The sequence below is a fragment of the Allobosea sp. 05T433 genome (genome assembly GCF_056396065.1).
In genome coordinates, this window is sequence record NZ_JBFTKS010000001.1 from 381,279 (window position 1) to 396,025 (window position 14,747).

13 protein-coding genes are annotated in these 14,747 nt (G+C 65.1%); 7 read left to right on the forward strand and 6 right to left on the reverse strand.

The annotated features are described in order from the left end of the window. Positions 1-46 precede the first annotated feature (46 nt). Positions 47-1,081 (reverse strand): glycosyltransferase family 2 protein, encoded by a 1,035-nt coding sequence (locus AC1DGP_RS01750; RefSeq protein ID WP_441488979.1) that lies wholly within the window; start codon positions 1,079-1,081, stop codon positions 47-49. A 163-nt stretch (positions 1,082-1,244) separates the two neighbouring features. Here AC1DGP_RS01750 and AC1DGP_RS01755 point away from each other — a divergent pair, with 163 nt between their 5' ends. Next, positions 1,245-2,075, forward strand: coding sequence for a ChbG/HpnK family deacetylase (locus AC1DGP_RS01755; RefSeq protein WP_476831681.1), 831 nt, complete (start codon positions 1,245-1,247; stop codon positions 2,073-2,075). 170 nt (positions 2,076-2,245) lie between these two features. Further along, positions 2,246-3,907: a methyl-accepting chemotaxis protein gene (locus AC1DGP_RS01760; RefSeq protein ID WP_441506497.1), complete on the forward strand. Its 1,662-nt coding sequence runs from the start codon at positions 2,246-2,248 to the stop codon at positions 3,905-3,907. 72 nt (positions 3,908-3,979) lie between these two features. On the opposite strand, the gene AC1DGP_RS01765 is transcribed toward AC1DGP_RS01760, so the two are convergent. Beyond that, on the reverse strand, positions 3,980-4,579 hold the full coding sequence (locus AC1DGP_RS01765; protein ID WP_069877416.1) for a superoxide dismutase: 600 nt from the start codon (positions 4,577-4,579) through the stop codon (positions 3,980-3,982). Between the two features lie 326 nt (positions 4,580-4,905). Between AC1DGP_RS01765 and AC1DGP_RS01770 the strand changes: the two genes are divergently transcribed. Next, positions 4,906-6,300, forward strand: a complete 1,395-nt coding sequence (locus AC1DGP_RS01770) for a hypothetical protein (protein WP_476831682.1) — start codon at positions 4,906-4,908, stop codon at positions 6,298-6,300. Here AC1DGP_RS01770 and AC1DGP_RS01775 read toward each other — a convergent pair whose 3' ends face one another. Next, entirely contained in the window at positions 6,301-8,427 is a 2,127-nt protein-coding gene (locus AC1DGP_RS01775; protein ID WP_476831683.1) for a S9 family peptidase, read from the reverse strand. A gap of 471 nt (positions 8,428-8,898) precedes the next feature. Here AC1DGP_RS01775 and AC1DGP_RS01780 point away from each other — a divergent pair, with 471 nt between their 5' ends. Further along, complete coding sequence (locus AC1DGP_RS01780) at positions 8,899-9,315, forward strand: Ros/MucR family transcriptional regulator (RefSeq protein WP_043233741.1); 417 nt, start codon at positions 8,899-8,901, stop codon at positions 9,313-9,315. 274 nt (positions 9,316-9,589) lie between these two features. Here AC1DGP_RS01780 and AC1DGP_RS01785 read toward each other — a convergent pair whose 3' ends face one another. Together AC1DGP_RS01785 and AC1DGP_RS01790 are read right to left on the reverse strand one after the other, a co-directional pair. Next, a complete protein-coding gene (locus tag AC1DGP_RS01785) occupies positions 9,590-10,015 on the reverse strand; it encodes a SufE family protein (RefSeq protein ID WP_441506500.1) in 426 nt (141 codons plus the stop codon). A 110-nt stretch (positions 10,016-10,125) separates the two neighbouring features. Beyond that, entirely contained in the window at positions 10,126-10,401 is a 276-nt protein-coding gene (locus AC1DGP_RS01790; protein WP_441488986.1) for a hypothetical protein, read from the reverse strand. Positions 10,402-10,728: 327 nt separating this feature from the next. Here AC1DGP_RS01790 and AC1DGP_RS01795 point away from each other — a divergent pair, with 327 nt between their 5' ends. From AC1DGP_RS01795 to AC1DGP_RS01805, 3 genes are read left to right on the forward strand one after another with little or no spacing between them, the layout of a single operon-like run. Then, entirely contained in the window at positions 10,729-12,552 is a 1,824-nt protein-coding gene (locus AC1DGP_RS01795) for a PAS domain-containing sensor histidine kinase (protein ID WP_441506501.1), read from the forward strand. 13 nt (positions 12,553-12,565) lie between these two features. Then, positions 12,566-13,150: a hypothetical protein gene (locus AC1DGP_RS01800; RefSeq protein WP_441506502.1), complete on the forward strand. Its 585-nt coding sequence runs from the start codon at positions 12,566-12,568 to the stop codon at positions 13,148-13,150. A gap of 23 nt (positions 13,151-13,173) precedes the next feature. Continuing rightward, a complete protein-coding gene (locus tag AC1DGP_RS01805) occupies positions 13,174-13,509 on the forward strand; it encodes a DUF1491 family protein (RefSeq protein WP_069877409.1) in 336 nt (111 codons plus the stop codon). Between the two features lie 23 nt (positions 13,510-13,532). On the opposite strand, the gene AC1DGP_RS01810 is transcribed toward AC1DGP_RS01805, so the two are convergent. Beyond that, on the reverse strand, positions 13,533-14,666 hold the full coding sequence (locus AC1DGP_RS01810) for a DUF2336 domain-containing protein (RefSeq protein ID WP_441506503.1): 1,134 nt from the start codon (positions 14,664-14,666) through the stop codon (positions 13,533-13,535). Positions 14,667-14,747: the final 81 nt, after the last annotated feature.

Here is a 14,747-nt window from a genome sequence, read left to right on the forward strand (position 1 = left end):
GGCGCGCTCGCCTGCGCCGGAACAAGCCGAATCGTCTGCACCATTCTTAGCGGATCAATGGCGGCAATGCGTCGCCGCGCGGATGATCGACGGCGCGCGCGTTGAAACCGACCCGCTCGCCGATCAGGTAGAGTGGCCGGCGCTTCACTTCCGCGAAGATGCGTCCGACATACTCGCCGATCAGCCCGAGCGAAATCAGCTGGATGCCCGAGAAGAACATGATCGACACGATCAGCGAAGGGAAGCCAGGCAGGTCGGTGCCGTAGAGCAGCGTCCGCAACAGGAAGAACAAGGCGCTGAAGGTCGAGATCAGGGCGATGATCACCCCCGTCCAGGTCGCTATCTTGAGCGGCACGGTCGAGAACGAGGACAACCCGTCGAAGGCGAAGCTGAACAGCTTGCGGAAGCTGAACTTGGTGACGCCGTGCTGGCGCTCGGCGACTTCGAAGGTCACGCCGGTCGAGGGGAAGCCGACCCAGGCATAGAGACCCTTGGAAAACCGTGCCCGCTCCGGCAGGGCGCGCAATGCGTCCACAACACGGCGGTCAAGCAGGCGGAAATCGCCCGCGCCCTCCGGCAACTCCGTCTCGCCGAAACTGGCGAAGACCCGATAGAAAGCCTTGGCGAAGCCGCGTTTCAGCCGGCTCTCGCCCGAGCGGTCGGCGCGCTGGCCGTAGATGTTGAGATATCCTTCCCGCCACTTGGCGAGGAAGGTCAGGATGGTTTCCGGCGGATGCTGCAGATCGGCGTCCATGATCACCACCGCATCGCCCGAAGCATGGTCGAGCCCGGCGGCGATGGCGATCTCCTTGCCGAAATTGCGGCTGAACGACACGGCATTGATGCGCGGGTCGCTGGCGTTCAGCAGGCGCAGCACGGAGAGCGAGCCGTCGCGGCTGCCGTCATCGATGCAGATCATTTCCCAGGACGAAACCACGCCTGTCAGCACGGATTTCAGGCGCTCGACGAGAAGCGGCAGATTATCGGCCTCGTTGTGAACGGGGACGACGATGGAGAGCTCCGGCCGGGCAGGCGCGGGGCGCTGCACTGCGAGGCTGGGAGCGGGCGAAGTTTCCGACACGACTGACCTCTTGATCCGGCCAGGACGGGCCGGCCCCGCCTTCCGGCGAAGCCGGGCTCGACACGGGTGACGCGATGGGCACAGAACCGTAAAGCTGTTGTGCTCACAAGTCCTACGACGGGCCCCTTACACCATCGCGGATGAACCCTGGACAACGAAATCGATGACGATCCGTTTCGTTCTTTGTGCCGATGATTTTGCCATGACCGAAGGCGTCAGCCGTTCGATCCTGGAATTGCTTGCGCTTGGAAAGCTCTCGGCGACGGGCGCAATGACAAACCGGCCGCATTGGCAGCGCCTTGCCTCCGAACTGGGCAGCTTTTCCGGCAGGGCTGATCTCGGGCTGCATCTCAATCTGACCTGCGCTGCCCCGCTTGGGCCGATGCAGCGGGTCGCGCCAGCGGGCATGTTCCCAAGGCTCGGCGATCTCGCGCGGGCGGCGGCGACCTCGGCCGCAGCCCGCGCCGAGATCGCGGGCGAGATCGGCCGTCAGCTCGAAGCCTTCGAGGACGCGCTGGGCCGCGCCCCGGATTTTGTCGACGGCCATCAGCACGTCCACGTGCTGCCGGGCGTCCGCGGAGCGGTGCTGCGGGCGATCCAGCGCCACTACCCGGAAGGGACGGTCTATCTGCGCGATCCGGCCGACTCGGCCCGGGCGATCCGCCAGCGCGGGGTGGCGGTAGGCAAGGCACTGGTGATCGCTGGTCTGGCCGTGGGCCTGCGCTCGCAGGCTTTGCGGCGCGGGATCCCGGTCAACCGGGGCTTCTCTGGCGTTTCGCCATTCGATTCCGAACGCGACTTCGGCGCGGATCTGCGCCATTTCCTGATCGCGCCCGGAGCGGCACATCTTGTGATGTGTCATCCCGGACATATCGATGACGAACTGGCGCGGCTCGATCCGGTGATCGCCACGCGCGCGCTCGAACACGCTGCCCTTGCCGCGTTCGTGCCTCCGCCGGGCTTCAGAATTGCGCGCTTCTCGGAGCTGTTTTGACCACAGGTCGGTGCCGGCCAAAAACTTTGCCGCGAAGCTAACCCTACGCAATCGAAAATTTACCGTGATCGCTCAGTTTGTAAGCACCGGTCCGTTCGGATCCTACCCTTGCAGCCTCCGGCGGAGATCTCGGCGCTATGGCATGGTTGAAGCGATCTGGGGCGATCGCGATGGTTGCATCGAAGCGCTCGGCTGGAACACGCGGTTCGCTCTCGCTCGGCAGCAGGATCGCTGGGGCGGCGATTGCCATCGTCGCGGCGGCCATCCTCATCCTCGTGATCGTGGCATCACGCTATAATCAGGCCCAGACCCGCGACGATCTCGAGCACAAGATCGCTGCGCTGACCAGCATGGTCACGAATGCCGCTCCGGCGCTAATTCTGTCCCGTGACACCACGACACTGGGATACATCCTCGAATCGCTGCGTCAGGACCCCGATTTCAATGCCGGCTTCGTCGCCGATGACATCGTTGCCCTGGCGAGCGCCGGCGAATCGACCGAGAGCAGGCTTTCGCTCACCCCACGCTCATTGGCGGCGGCACTTGGGCGCGAGCCCTGGGATGCCTTGAAGGAGCGCGATACTCTTCAGCTTGAGGATAATGTCTACCTCGTCCAGCTTCGTTCGGTGCGGATTGGGCCGAACCAGAAGCAGGTCGGCTATGTAGCCGTCCGGTTCGACAAGACGCGCCTCAATGCGCGGGCCTCCTTTGAGCAGTTCGTCACGATCGGCATCGGCGTTCTGATCCTGCTCATTCTCGGACCGCTGCTCTGGGTTTCCCTGTCGCGCACGATGCGGCCGCTGAAGAGCATGACCCAGGCCATCGTCAGCATCTCCGACGGCAAGCTCGATACACCGATCGACGCGGCAGACCGGAGGGACGAGATCGGCGCGATCGCGCAGGCGCTCAGCGTGCTCAAGGTCCGGTTGGGAGAGCGTGCGGCCCTCCAGGAGGCCCAGCACGTCACCGAGGCCGAACGCCGCTACCAGCAGCGCCGCGTCGACGAATCGATTGCCCTGTTCCGGGGCGAGGTTGGTGCCGCGCTGGAGGCATTCAAGAACAACGCCGAACGGATGAGCGAAGCGTCGGATGGCCTGGCGCGTGTTGCGGCAGAGTCGTCGGGACGTGCGGCCCGCGCCGCCCAGAACTCGCACGGGGCCTCGGCCAATGTCGAGAACGCCGCACAGGCCGCCGAAGAGATGGGCGCGGCCATCCGCGAGGTCGAGTTTCAGATCCGGCATGTCCGCACCGAGATCGTCGAGGCAGCCTCAGCCTCGCGCGACACCGCGGGTTCGGTACAAGCGCTGGACGAAACGGCTCGCGCGATCGGCGAGGTGGTGAATCTGATCCGGGATATCGCCGCACAGACGAATCTGCTGGCGCTCAACGCGACGATCGAGGCTGCGCGCGCCGGCGACGCTGGGCGTGGCTTCGCGGTCGTTGCGTCGGAGGTGAAGAGTCTTGCGGCGCAGACGGCGGATGCAACAGATCGGATCGTGACACAGGTTGGCGCCATCCAGGGGGCGACCGGTGAGGTCGTCGGCGCCATTTTGAACATCGCCAACCGAATGGGCGCGATCGAGAACTTCACGAACGCGGTCGCAACGTCGATCGAGCAGCAGGCGATCGCGACCGGCGAGATTGCCAGCGGCGTTGCGATGGCAAGCTCTTCAGCGCTGTCGGTGTCGAGCGATCTCAGCGTGCTCGCGGACAGCGTCGAGGAGACCGGACAATCTGCGGGGCAGGTTCGGGATGCCGCTGGCGAGGTTGCGGCCCAGGCATTGCGACTGCGCGCGACGGTCGACCAATTCCTGCACAGCGTGGCGGCCTGACCGTCACCCTACCAAGAATGCAAAACGGGGCCCGAAAGGGCCCCGTCGCATAGGGTCACGACTGCGCTGCCGTCAGGCCTTGGCGCCGTCGTAGAGTTCAGCAACGTAGTCCCAGTTCACCAGGCTCTCGAGGAAGGCCTTGAGGTAGTCGGGACGGCGGTTGCGATAGTCGATGTAGTAGGAGTGCTCCCAGACATCGACGCCGAGGATCGGCGTGCCGCCGTGAACCAGCGGGCTCTCGCCATTCGGGGTCTTGCTGATCGCGAGCTTGCCGCCCTTGACCTCGAGCCAGGCCCAGCCGGAGCCGAACTGGCCAACGCCAGCCGCAACGAAGTCTTCCTTGAACTTGTCGACGGAGCCGAACGAATCGACGACGGCTTTCTCCAGCGCGCCCGGCAGCTTGCCGCCGCCATTGGGCTTCATCCACTTCCAGAAATGGAGGTGGTTGTAGTGCTGGCCGGCATTGTTGAAGACAGCCGGGTTCTTGCCGTAGGAGCCCTTGACTATCTCTTCGAGCGATTTGCCCTCGAATTCGGTGCCCTTGATCGCGTTGTTGCCGTTGGTGACATAGGCTTGGTGGTGCTTGTCGTGGTGATATTCCAGCGTCTCCCGCGACATGAACGGCTGGAGCGCGTCATGGGCGTAGGGCAGATCGGGAAGGGTAAAGGTCATTTGGCCTCTCCTTAGGCTGTCAAATCACACTGCTGAGAATGGCTTCGTCATGAACGGCTTGGGACTTGCCAGCCCGGCGGATCAGCCGCCATTCCACGCGATAGTTAAGCCTCCCGCTTCCGGCCGGCAACCGGCTTGGCGCGCCGTGGGCCATGATATTGCGTCGGAGCAAACGGCCCGAAACATGCGGGACGGGGCACAATGAACAGGCCATTTGCAGGCATAGTTCAGTGCGAATTGTGAAACAGTCTCTTATTCAATAAGTTAGAAGATGATCGGAGAGGCGATGAAGCCGCCTGCCTCCGGTGGATACTGAGGGTACTGCGTTGATAACGATCTTCGTTCTGTTGGGCCTGGGGTTCTTTGCCGGTGGCATCGCTGCCATCGTTAATGGCTGGCCCTACCTCGTGCTCGAGCGGGGCTTCACCCTGGTCATAGCCGGCAGCGTGGCTGTCGCTGCTGGGATCATCCTGCTTGCCCTGTCGTGGGTCCTGGTGGAACTGCGCCGCGTCAGGGTGGCGATTGCCGGTGCGCTGACGGTGGCCTCAGCCGGGCCTTCCGCCGCTGACGCGGCGCGGGCATCGGTGGAGATGGATGACGATGTACGGACGATCCCGGGCGAAGCCCGGTCGACGCTTCCGGGCCTTGGCACCGTGGCAGCAGGGGCCGGGCTTGTCGCCGCCGGCGGGGCCCTGGCTGCTTCAATGCGCGGTGGCGCTGAGGATGCTCCCGCTGCCGCCCAGGACTTGCCTGAGCCTGTGATCAGCGATCTGTTCGATGAGATCACGCACCCCTCGGAGCTGCCCGCTGACCGGCGTGAGGAGGCCATTGACGCGGTCGAGGAGCCCGAAAAGGGCAGGGCGGATGCCCCCACGGCCGAGCTGCATGAGCCGCATGAAACGGAAGCGGTGCTGCCCGAGCTTGCGCCGGACGTTGGCACCCCGTCGATTGCCGCTTCCTTCGTGACGCAGCATGAGGACGAAGCCGCCGGAGAGGTCGAGGACGCCGACACGGGCGCTGTGGCGGGTGACGAAGACCTGCGTTCGCCTCAAGCGCCAGCCTGGTGGCCGCAGGTCGAGAGGCCGCGCCCGGAGGAGGCCAAGCGCCCCGTGGAAGCCGATGATTTCGGCGCCTTGCGCCAGCATCTCTCGTTCGGTCCGCAGCGCCCGGAACCCGATTTCGAGCCCGAACCGGAGCCCGATCTGCCGGTGGGAGAAACATCGTTCGATCAGCGCGATCGCGAGATCGACGAGGCCGCCGCCTGGATGGCACCGGCCTTCGGCCGGCGTGAGCCGACTTTTGGCGAGCCCGAGCAAGTGGCGGATGAGCCTACGATACCGCGCTGGCCGCCGCTGACCAGCGGAGCGCCACGGCTGGAGCCGGATGTCGAGAGTGCGGATGCGCCGGAGGTCCAACCGGACACGACTGAGGCGGAATCTCGGATCGAGCCGGTCTTCGAGGAGACCGAGGCTGAGGGCGAGCCGCTGGATGAAGCCGAGGAGGCAATCTCCGGCGAAGAGACGGAAACGGTTCCCGAGCCGCCCGGCCCGGCGACCTCCGACGAGGGCGTCGTCGGAGCTTATCAGGTCGGCGACACGCATTTCACGATGTATGCTGATGGTTCCATCCAGGCTCGTACGCCCGATGGCGAGTACAAGTTCGCCTCGATGGACGAGCTCAAGACCTATCTCGCCAGCGAGAAGAGCAGGCTTGGCGGCTGATCAGCTCTTGGCGGCCGCTTGCTCCGGCCATCCCTCGCGGATCGTGTGGATGGCGAAGGCATAGGCCAGCGCCACCTCCCTCAGCGAGTCGAAGCGCCCGGCCGAGCCGCCATGGCCGGCCTCCATATTGGTGTGCAGCAGGACCGGCCCGCCGCCGGTCATGGTCGCGCGCAGTTGCGCGACCCATTTTGCCGGTTCCCAATAGGTCACACGAGGGTCGGTGAGCCCGCCCATCGCGAGCAGCGGCGGGTAAGCCTGCGCCTGGACGTTGTCATAGGGCGAATAGCTCTTGATCATGTGGAAGGCTTCGACGTCCCGGATCGGGTTCCCCCATTCCGGCCATTCCGGCGGGGTGAGCGGCAGCGTGTCGTCAAGGATCGTGTTGAGCACATCGACGAAGGGGACCTCGGCGATGATGCCGGCGAACAGCTCCGGGGCCATGTTTGCGATTGCGCCCATCAGCATGCCGCCGGCGCTGCCACCCTGCGCGACGATGCGGCCGCGTGCAGTAAAGCCGGTATCGGCCAGCATCTCGGCCGCCGCGATGAAGTCCGTGAAGGTGTTGGTCTTTTTCTCGCGCTTGCCGTCGAGATACCAGCGCCAGCCCTTGTCGGTGCCGCCGCGGATATGGGCAATGGCATAGACGAAGCCGCGATCGACCAAGCTGAGCGGATTGGTCCGGAACGAGGCCGACATGGCCGCGCCGTAGGAGCCGTAGCCATAGAGCAGACAGGGCGCTGAACCATCGAGGGCAAGGTCGGCCCGGTGCAGAAGCGAGACAGGGACCCTGGCTCCGTCCTTCGCCGTCGCGAAGACGCGTCGCACCCGATAGGCCGCCGGATCGTGGCCGGACGGAACCTCCTGGCGCTTCAGCAGCGTCCGCTCTCCCGTCGCCATGTTGTAGTCGTAGGTTTCGGCCGGGCGCGCCATCGAGGCATAGAGGAAGCGCAGCGTGTCGGTTTCGAATTCGTAGCCGGCATCGAGGCCGAGACCATAGGCCTCCTCGTCGAAGGAGATGCTGCTCTCGGCGCCGCTGGCGAGGTCGCGGATGACGATGCGCGGCAGGCCATCCTCGCGTTCGAGCCGGATGAGCCGATCCTTCAGGCAGAGATGGCTGAGGATCAGGCGGCCTGATCGGTGCGGTATCAGGTCCTGCCAATTCTCCGGCGATGGGGATGCGAGCGGGGCCGAGACGATCTTGAAGTCCTCGGCATCGGCATTGGTCAGGATCAGGAAGTCGTCGCCGTGATGCTCGACGCTGTACTGGCGGCCCGTCTCGCGCGGCGCGATCAGGACCGGCTCAGCCTGCGGTGCGGCAAGATCGACGAAGCGGGTCTCCGAGGTTTCATGATCGCTGATCGAGATCAGCAGGAAGCGGCCGGACTGGGTCTCGTCGATATCGACGAACATGCCTGCATCCTGCTCGTCATGCAGGAGTTCGTCCTCGTCCATCCCGGTGCCAAGTCGATGGCGGAAGACCTGCGACGGGCGGTGATCGGCGTCGAGACGGACATAGGCGAAGGAGCGTGAATCGGGCGCCCAGACGATGTCGCCGGTGGTGTCGGTGATCCGGTCGTCCAGATCCGCTCCGGTGGCAAGGTCGCGGACCTTGATGTCGTGGAGCTCCGAGCCCGCCTCGTCCGCACTCCAGGCAAGCAAGCTGTGATCGGGGCTGTGGGCCGCGTCGCCGAGCTCGAAGAAGTCCTTGCCCTTTGCCAGGGCGTCGGCATCGAGCAGGAGCTGCTCGCGGGCTTCGCCCTTTTCGGGCCTGATGCGCGGCTTGCGGCAGATCAGAGGATGTTCGCCGCCGCGCCGATAGCGCGAATAATAGAGGAAGGCGCCGTCCGGCTGTGGGACGGCTGCATCGTCTTCCTTGATCCGGCCGCGCATTTCCTTGACCAGATCGCGCTGCAGAGCACGCGTCGGTGCCATCAATGCTGCGCAATAGGTGTTCTCAGCTTCAAGATAGGCGCGAATATCTGCAGGCAGTTTGCCGGGGTCCCGGAGAACATCCTTCCAGTTCTCGGCCCTGAGCCAGCCATAGGCGTCGCTCAGCGCAACTCCGTGAACGGTACGGGTCTCCGGCCGCTTCTCGGCACGGGGAGGCAAGGGGAGGCGTTTGGTCACGGCAGGGCTCGCACTGTCTTAAGATGGCGTTAAGGATTGAGGGCGATGTGGGTATCGTTGCGTAGTCAACGTCGTTTGTTGCGATGTTCACGAAGGTTCGGAGTTCAAATCCGGGTAGGCATAGGACACTTGGGTACTTCGCGCGCGCAATGAACAGGTAAGGCCGGTGTGTGGCGCGAGCAAGACAACCAGACCGAGCATGATCATGGCCGCGACACAATACGGACGCTATGAACAATGTTCGTGGGTGCAGTAAGTCGGGCGTTTGAATGTATTCATGCGATCGATTATTGTCTTGCGAGAGTGTTTTCTATGCATTAAACCGTTTCCTCGTCGTCTCGCTTTTTGTGATTCTGGCTTGGGCAGCTCTTGACCAGCTGCTGGGCTGGAAGAACGAAGGCTTCAGTCGCGGGACGTTCAGGCCGATCCGACGATTTTTTTGTCCAAGAACACATAAGGAGTATTTTCGCCATGACCGACAACGACGGCTCGGATTTCATCGAGCTGACCGCGGACATCGTGTCCGCTTATGTGTCGAACAATTCTGTTCCTACGTCCGAACTGCCCGCTTTGATCAGCGATGTGCATGCCGCCCTGAGCCGCGTTGTTGGTGGTGTTGCGCCGGTTGTGCCTGCCGAGGCGCCCAAGCCGGCCATTCCGGTCAAGAAATCCATCACGGCCGACTATCTGATCTGCCTTGAGGACGGGAAGAAGTTCAAGTCGCTGAAGCGTCATCTTCGTACGCAGTACAATATGTCGCCCGAGCAGTATCGCGAAAAGTGGGGTCTGCCGCCCGACTACCCGATGGTGGCTCCCAACTACGCCGAGGCGCGCTCGCAGCTGGCGAAGAAAATGGGCTTGGGTCAGCAGCGCCGCAAGCGCCGCTGATTGCTTGTCGCGGAGGACGGCGCTGCCAATGTGGGCAGCGCTTGCGACCAAACAGTTCGTCTGGCCGCCGGGTTCCCGGCGGCCTTTTTCATGGCGCTGCCGCTTGCCGGCGTGCTCGGCGGGGATCGCGTCGTGCCTCGGCTCATCGGTCCCAGCCGTCGCCTGGGGGCGCCGACATCCCCCAGCGAAGCAAATGAGGAAGCGGCAGGAGGCGAGGCTTAACCGGCCGCGCGACAGCTTTCACTGCGCCCGCCGCATTCGGTCTTGAGCAGTCTTAGGCGACCGCCCTGCGGGCATCCGTCTTGATGCGTTCGATCATCGCGCGCACGCCGTTCGAGCGTTGCGGCGTCAGATGGGCTGCGAGCCCGAGGGATTGGTAGATCGTGAATGCGTCCGTCGCGAGGATCTCCTGGGCGGTGCGGCCCGAATAGATCGCGAGTGCCAGCGCAACGAGGCCACGTACGATATGGGCATCGCTGTCCCCCAGGAAATGCAGGCGCGTCCCTGCGCCGGGGCCGCCTTCCCTGCGTGCCGCCAGCCAGACCTGACTGGCGCAGCCGCGGACCTTGTTGTCGTCGTTATGCGCTTCTTCCGGCAGCGGGGCGAGGCTGCGGCCGAGCTCGATGAGATACCGGTAGCGGTCGTCCCACTCTTCGAGCAGCTCGAAATTGGCGATGATCTCGTCGAGGCTTGCGCTCATGTCCTGTCCGCTCGGAGCCGCGCCATGGGCGGGGCGGCAACGGCGAGCGTCTTCGGCCGACCGGCGCCCCCCGTCAAGCGCTCGCCCTTCAAGATATAGGTGCGAGTCTGCTAGCGGGTAGTGGCCAGAGGTTTCTGGTTTGCTGCACTGAGCGTGAGCGCCAGGAAGCGGGAGCGCGTTTCCGGATCGAGACCAGCCAGGATCTCTGCGGCCTCACGGGCGGCCATGGCGCCATTCGCCACTGTCCTGACATCGACCTGGCTCGCAGCCTTCGCCACGTTGCGCAGGGTATCAGCCGCGCCGCCATCTTCGGCTTTGCCGCCATGGACGGGTGAGTTGAGGGCGATGACCCCGATCACCGCCAGGCTGCGCAGAAGATAGGCCATCGCTCGTTTCCCCGGTTGCCGGCAATGCCGGCTCGCCCCTGATCCCGAAGACATCCTAGATCCGGATCTCAAACGATCGCGTCATTTGTAAGCAATGCATTTGAATCGAAGGCGCAGCTCTATCTTCAGCTTCCGTTCACCCTGCTGCGAACATCGAAATGGATGAAATTCGTCGGCCGAACTGCTCTAACTATCTGTACAATTTGTCGAATTTCTCTCCGCGGAACAGGTTCGGCGCGTTCGGTCGGCAATCGCCTTAAACCCCGCTTAAACCCGGCTCGGCAAGGATCGGGATGTTACAGGCAAGTCGGCCTGCCGAGGTGAGCGTTGCGTTTTCCCATCACGATGACGGCGATCAGGACACAGGTAGCGGCGATGGTTCATCCATCGGTGCTGCCGAATTCCGTTGAGCGCATCCGCCACGAGCGCTTCATGCTGACGCGGCTGACGCTCGGCGCGGTGGCCCTGAGCCTGGCTCCGGCCTATCTCGCCTGGCGGGGTACGATGGGCGCGCTTGAACTGCTTGTGTTGATTGCGGTGACGCTTCCGTTGCTGGCTGTCTTCATTCTCTCGCGCAGCGGGCGGCTCGAACTCGCCCATTGCATTTCGGCCGCAGCGCTGGCGCTCCTGATCGTCGCGCTTTCCGGCATGACCGGCGGGATCGCGTCGCCACTCCTGCTGTGGCTCGCCGCCATTCCGGCGGAGGCCATGTTCTTCGGCTCGCGGGCTTATGTTGCCCGCGCCGGCGCCATCGCTGCCGGCGCCCTGGCTTCGGTCGCAATCGTGCATGCATTCGGCCTGTCCGCGGAGCCGGCTCCCTGGGTCTCCGCTGCCATGCCGCTATTGGCTGCTGCCGCAATCCTGCATGTCTCGGTGGTTGCCTTCGGCTTCCTGTGGCGGCGTGACGACGAGATGCGCGAACATCGCGCCTCCGGCGTGCGTGCGCAGCTCCTGCTCGACCATGTTGGAGACCTCGTGACCTGGCATGATGCGACCGGCGCCGTTGTCTTCGCCAATGCGGCTTCGGCCTCCTTGACGGGCGCAGAGCCGCGCGAGCTGATCGGGCGAGGGCTGCTCGAGCGTGTCCATGTCGCCGACCGCCCCCTTTTCCTCAAGGCGCTCAGCGATGCCGCGCACGGTGACGGGACAGCGAGCGCCTGCTTCCGCACGCTGTTCGTGCCGCGCCAGGACGAGCCGGGAACGCCGTCCTCTCCGGTGGCCCTCTGGCTCGAGATGCAGGCGCATCGCGTCGCGAATGCCGGGCCGCGGGACGGGGCTGCGGTCGTTTGCGTCATGCGCGACGTCACCGCGCGTCGTGCGCTCGACGAAGAGCGGGCGCGCGGCCATGCCGAGGCCGTCCGTGCGAGCGACGAGAAGGGACAGTTTCTCGCCACGGTGAGCCATGAGCTGCGCACACCGCTGAACGCGATCATCGGCTTCTCGGAAATGCTGGGAACCGACAGTTACGGCCTGCTCGATGCTGGCAAGCGCCTCGAATACGCCAATATCATTCATGCTTCCGGCCATCACCTGCTCGATGTCGTCAATACCTTGCTCGATGTCTCCAAGATCGAGAGCGGAGTCATGGCGATCGAGCAGGAGCCGCTCGATCTTGCGGAACTTGCCCAGGACGGCTGCAGGCTGATGGCGCTACGTGCCGAAGCGGAGAAGGTTGCCCTGGAACGCGTCATCGGCCCGGATCTGCCGTTGCTGCGTGGCGACCGTCGTGCGCTGAAGCAGGTCCTGCTGAATCTGCTTTCGAACGCGATCAAGTTCACGCCGGCTGGCGGCCGGGTCACGCTGGCCGTGGTGCGTGACGGCGATATGCTCGATCTTTCGGTGTCCGATACCGGCATCGGCATTGCGGCCGCGGATCTGCCACGGTTGGGCGACCCCTTCTTCCAGGCCAAGGGCTCCTATGACCGCGCCTATGAGGGCACCGGTCTCGGCCTGTCGGTGGTGCGTGGCCTCGTCGGCCTGCATGGTGGCCGCCTGACGGTGGAGAGCGCTCCAGGTGTCGGCACGCGCGTCTCGGTGAGGTTACCGGTTGGCGGCGTCGCCCAGGCCTCCGAGCCCGCAAAGATCGTTACCTTCGCCCGAGCGCCGCGCCGCGGCTTCGAAACCAAAGAACCCTATCGTCTGACTGCCTGATCGAGAGCCGACCATGTCCGTCACACTCGCAGCCCGCGCTCACTCGAACGCGACCCTGTCCGCTCCGGCGAGACGCGCCCCGCCGGCTCGCCGCAAGGCGTCCTTCCTGATGCGGATCTGGCGCGCAACCTTGCGTCGCCCGGGTCGTAGCCTGATCCTGACCCTGTTCTCGGCTGCCGCCGCGGCCATCCTGATGAACGCGCTCCTGTTTCAGAAGGCGCGTCATCCCTCGCCAATCCTCTCACAATCCACGACGGCCACCCCGTCGCCGCGCAACGCGGAGCGGCGCACCGAGCAGGCCCCTGCCGCTCCCGCTCCGGCCGCATCCGTTCCGGCGGAGCCCGCGCAATTGCCCCCTTCGCGCCCGGGCGGCTTGACGCAGGCGGCTCGTGAAGCGGCGCCGCGTCCACCGGCATCCGTCAATGCGGCCCCGCGCCCTGCGCCGGCCCAGGCGGCCGCACAGCGTGCTCCCGCCCCGGTGCGTGACCGGGATCCGATCGCCGATCTGATCAACGGTGTCGACATGCGGCCTCCGGCGGAAATCCGGGGCGTGGCTTCGGCCAAGCCGGCTTCGCCGCGCCGCACCGTGGAAAACTGAGGCAGATCGCGTACCTTCCGACGATGGCGCGTCTTACCAGCGATTTTTGGGTCTCAGCCTATTTGCGGCAGGCGGCACTCGACGGCTTCGATGCCGTCCTGCGCCGCCGCGGTGCCAGCGAGGCCGGGGCGATCTTCGTCAAACTCGACCGGCTTGACGGCACCGCCGCGCTCTACGGGCCTGCGCCGCAGGCGCTGGCGGACGAGAGCGGCGCACGCCGCTTTCAGCTGATCCTCGATTCCGACCCGCTAAGCGTTGAGGAACGGGTGGAGCGCGAACGTCGTTTCGATCCGGACCTCTGGCTCGTCGAGATCGAGAACCGGAAGGGCGATCCCAGACTGGCCCTTGCCGAGGGCTGACCCCCGGCAGCGTATACGAACGCTCAGCCGTGCTCGCGCCCGCCGCGAAGTCCGCGTCTGACCTCGTCGAGGACCGAGCGAGTTTCGGGCCTGGCGGCGCCGGAACGGGCAGGCGTTCCACTCGGGTCGAGGAGGGGCTGGTGCTGGCCCTTGCGGCTGGACAGACCCTTGCTCTCGCCGGATATCTGCATGACGAGCCGATAGGCCACCCCTGGGGTGACCGAGCGCATCAGCGCCACCAGGGCGAAAATGCGCTCCACCGAATGGGCGGCATCGTCGCCAAGCCGGATCAGGAGGCGCGTCGCGTCCTCGACGCTGACGCCGCCGGCGATCAAGGTCAGTGCCGTCAGGTCGCGCGAGTGATCGCGGGCCATTGCCTCGGCGAGACGGATGCCCGTGCCCAGCTGGCTCGAGAGCGCACCGAAGAGGCCATCGCGATCCTGTTCGGCGGTGGCGAGCCAGCCTGCAAAGGTCTCCGGCGTCGGCGCCGGGCGTCTCTCCGATGGGCTGACCGCCTCCAGCGCCGCAAGCGATTCGATTGTGGCGCGGCGTCGTTCGGCTCCGGCATGCAGGAAGAGCGGGATCAGATCTGCGCTGTTGATGTCTCGCCGCACAAGCAGGCCCGGCACATAGGCKGCATCGTCTCGCGCCCGGTCGAGCAGGAGGTCGAGCACGGGCCGGGGCAGGGGGGCGGACGGGTTGGCGAGGAGCGCCAGATCGACTGCCCGCTCGCCCCGACCCGCCAGCATCAGGCTGGCCTTGGCCGGCAGGTCGGCCCGTTCGGCAACGACAATGGCAGCTGCTGCGTCGCCATGGGCTGCAATGTCTTCGAGCTCGGAGGGCGAGATCGGGCCGCCATGGCGCATCAGCGTCGACAGAACAGCCCCACCGCGTGCCTTGAGCGCCTGCAGGACATCAGCCTGCGCATGGCGCCACCCGGCAAGCTTGCGCGCCAGGATGATGGCTGTGCCCTCATCGATGGCGGGAATCAGGGCGAGTGCCATCTCCCGAAACGCCTCCAGATCCTCGCTGGAGGGCTGGGCAGTCGACATCAGCAGATCGGCTTTCACACGCAGTGAAACCTGGCTGAGATCGAGCCCGCCGTCACGCGCGAGACGAGCGAGCTGCGCAAGATCGGCGGAGATTCGGGACGGCATACTGACAACTCGTCGGAGACTCGGGTGGTTTCCGTCAACTTATGCCCGACGCGTTAATGTGGCGTTAACCATGTCGGGGCC

What these genes read in the sequence shown, in the direction of transcription:
- AC1DGP_RS01755 (WP_476831681.1), top strand. Translation starts at nt 1,245, where the DNA reads ATGACGATCCGTTTCGTTCTTTGTGCCGATGATTTTGCCATGACCGAA.
- AC1DGP_RS01760 (WP_441506497.1), top strand. Translation starts at nt 2,246, where the DNA reads ATGGTTGCATCGAAGCGCTCGGCTGGAACACGCGGTTCGCTCTCGCTC.
- AC1DGP_RS01765 (WP_069877416.1), bottom strand. Translation starts at nt 4,579, where the DNA reads ATGACCTTTACCCTTCCCGATCTGCCCTACGCCCATGACGCGCTCCAG.
- AC1DGP_RS01780 (WP_043233741.1), top strand. Translation starts at nt 8,899, where the DNA reads ATGACCGACAACGACGGCTCGGATTTCATCGAGCTGACCGCGGACATC.
- AC1DGP_RS01785 (WP_441506500.1), bottom strand. Translation starts at nt 10,015, where the DNA reads ATGAGCGCAAGCCTCGACGAGATCATCGCCAATTTCGAGCTGCTCGAA.
- AC1DGP_RS01790 (WP_441488986.1), bottom strand. Translation starts at nt 10,401, where the DNA reads ATGGCCTATCTTCTGCGCAGCCTGGCGGTGATCGGGGTCATCGCCCTC.
- AC1DGP_RS01800 (WP_441506502.1), top strand. Translation starts at nt 12,566, where the DNA reads ATGTCCGTCACACTCGCAGCCCGCGCTCACTCGAACGCGACCCTGTCC.
- AC1DGP_RS01805 (WP_069877409.1), top strand. Translation starts at nt 13,174, where the DNA reads ATGGCGCGTCTTACCAGCGATTTTTGGGTCTCAGCCTATTTGCGGCAG.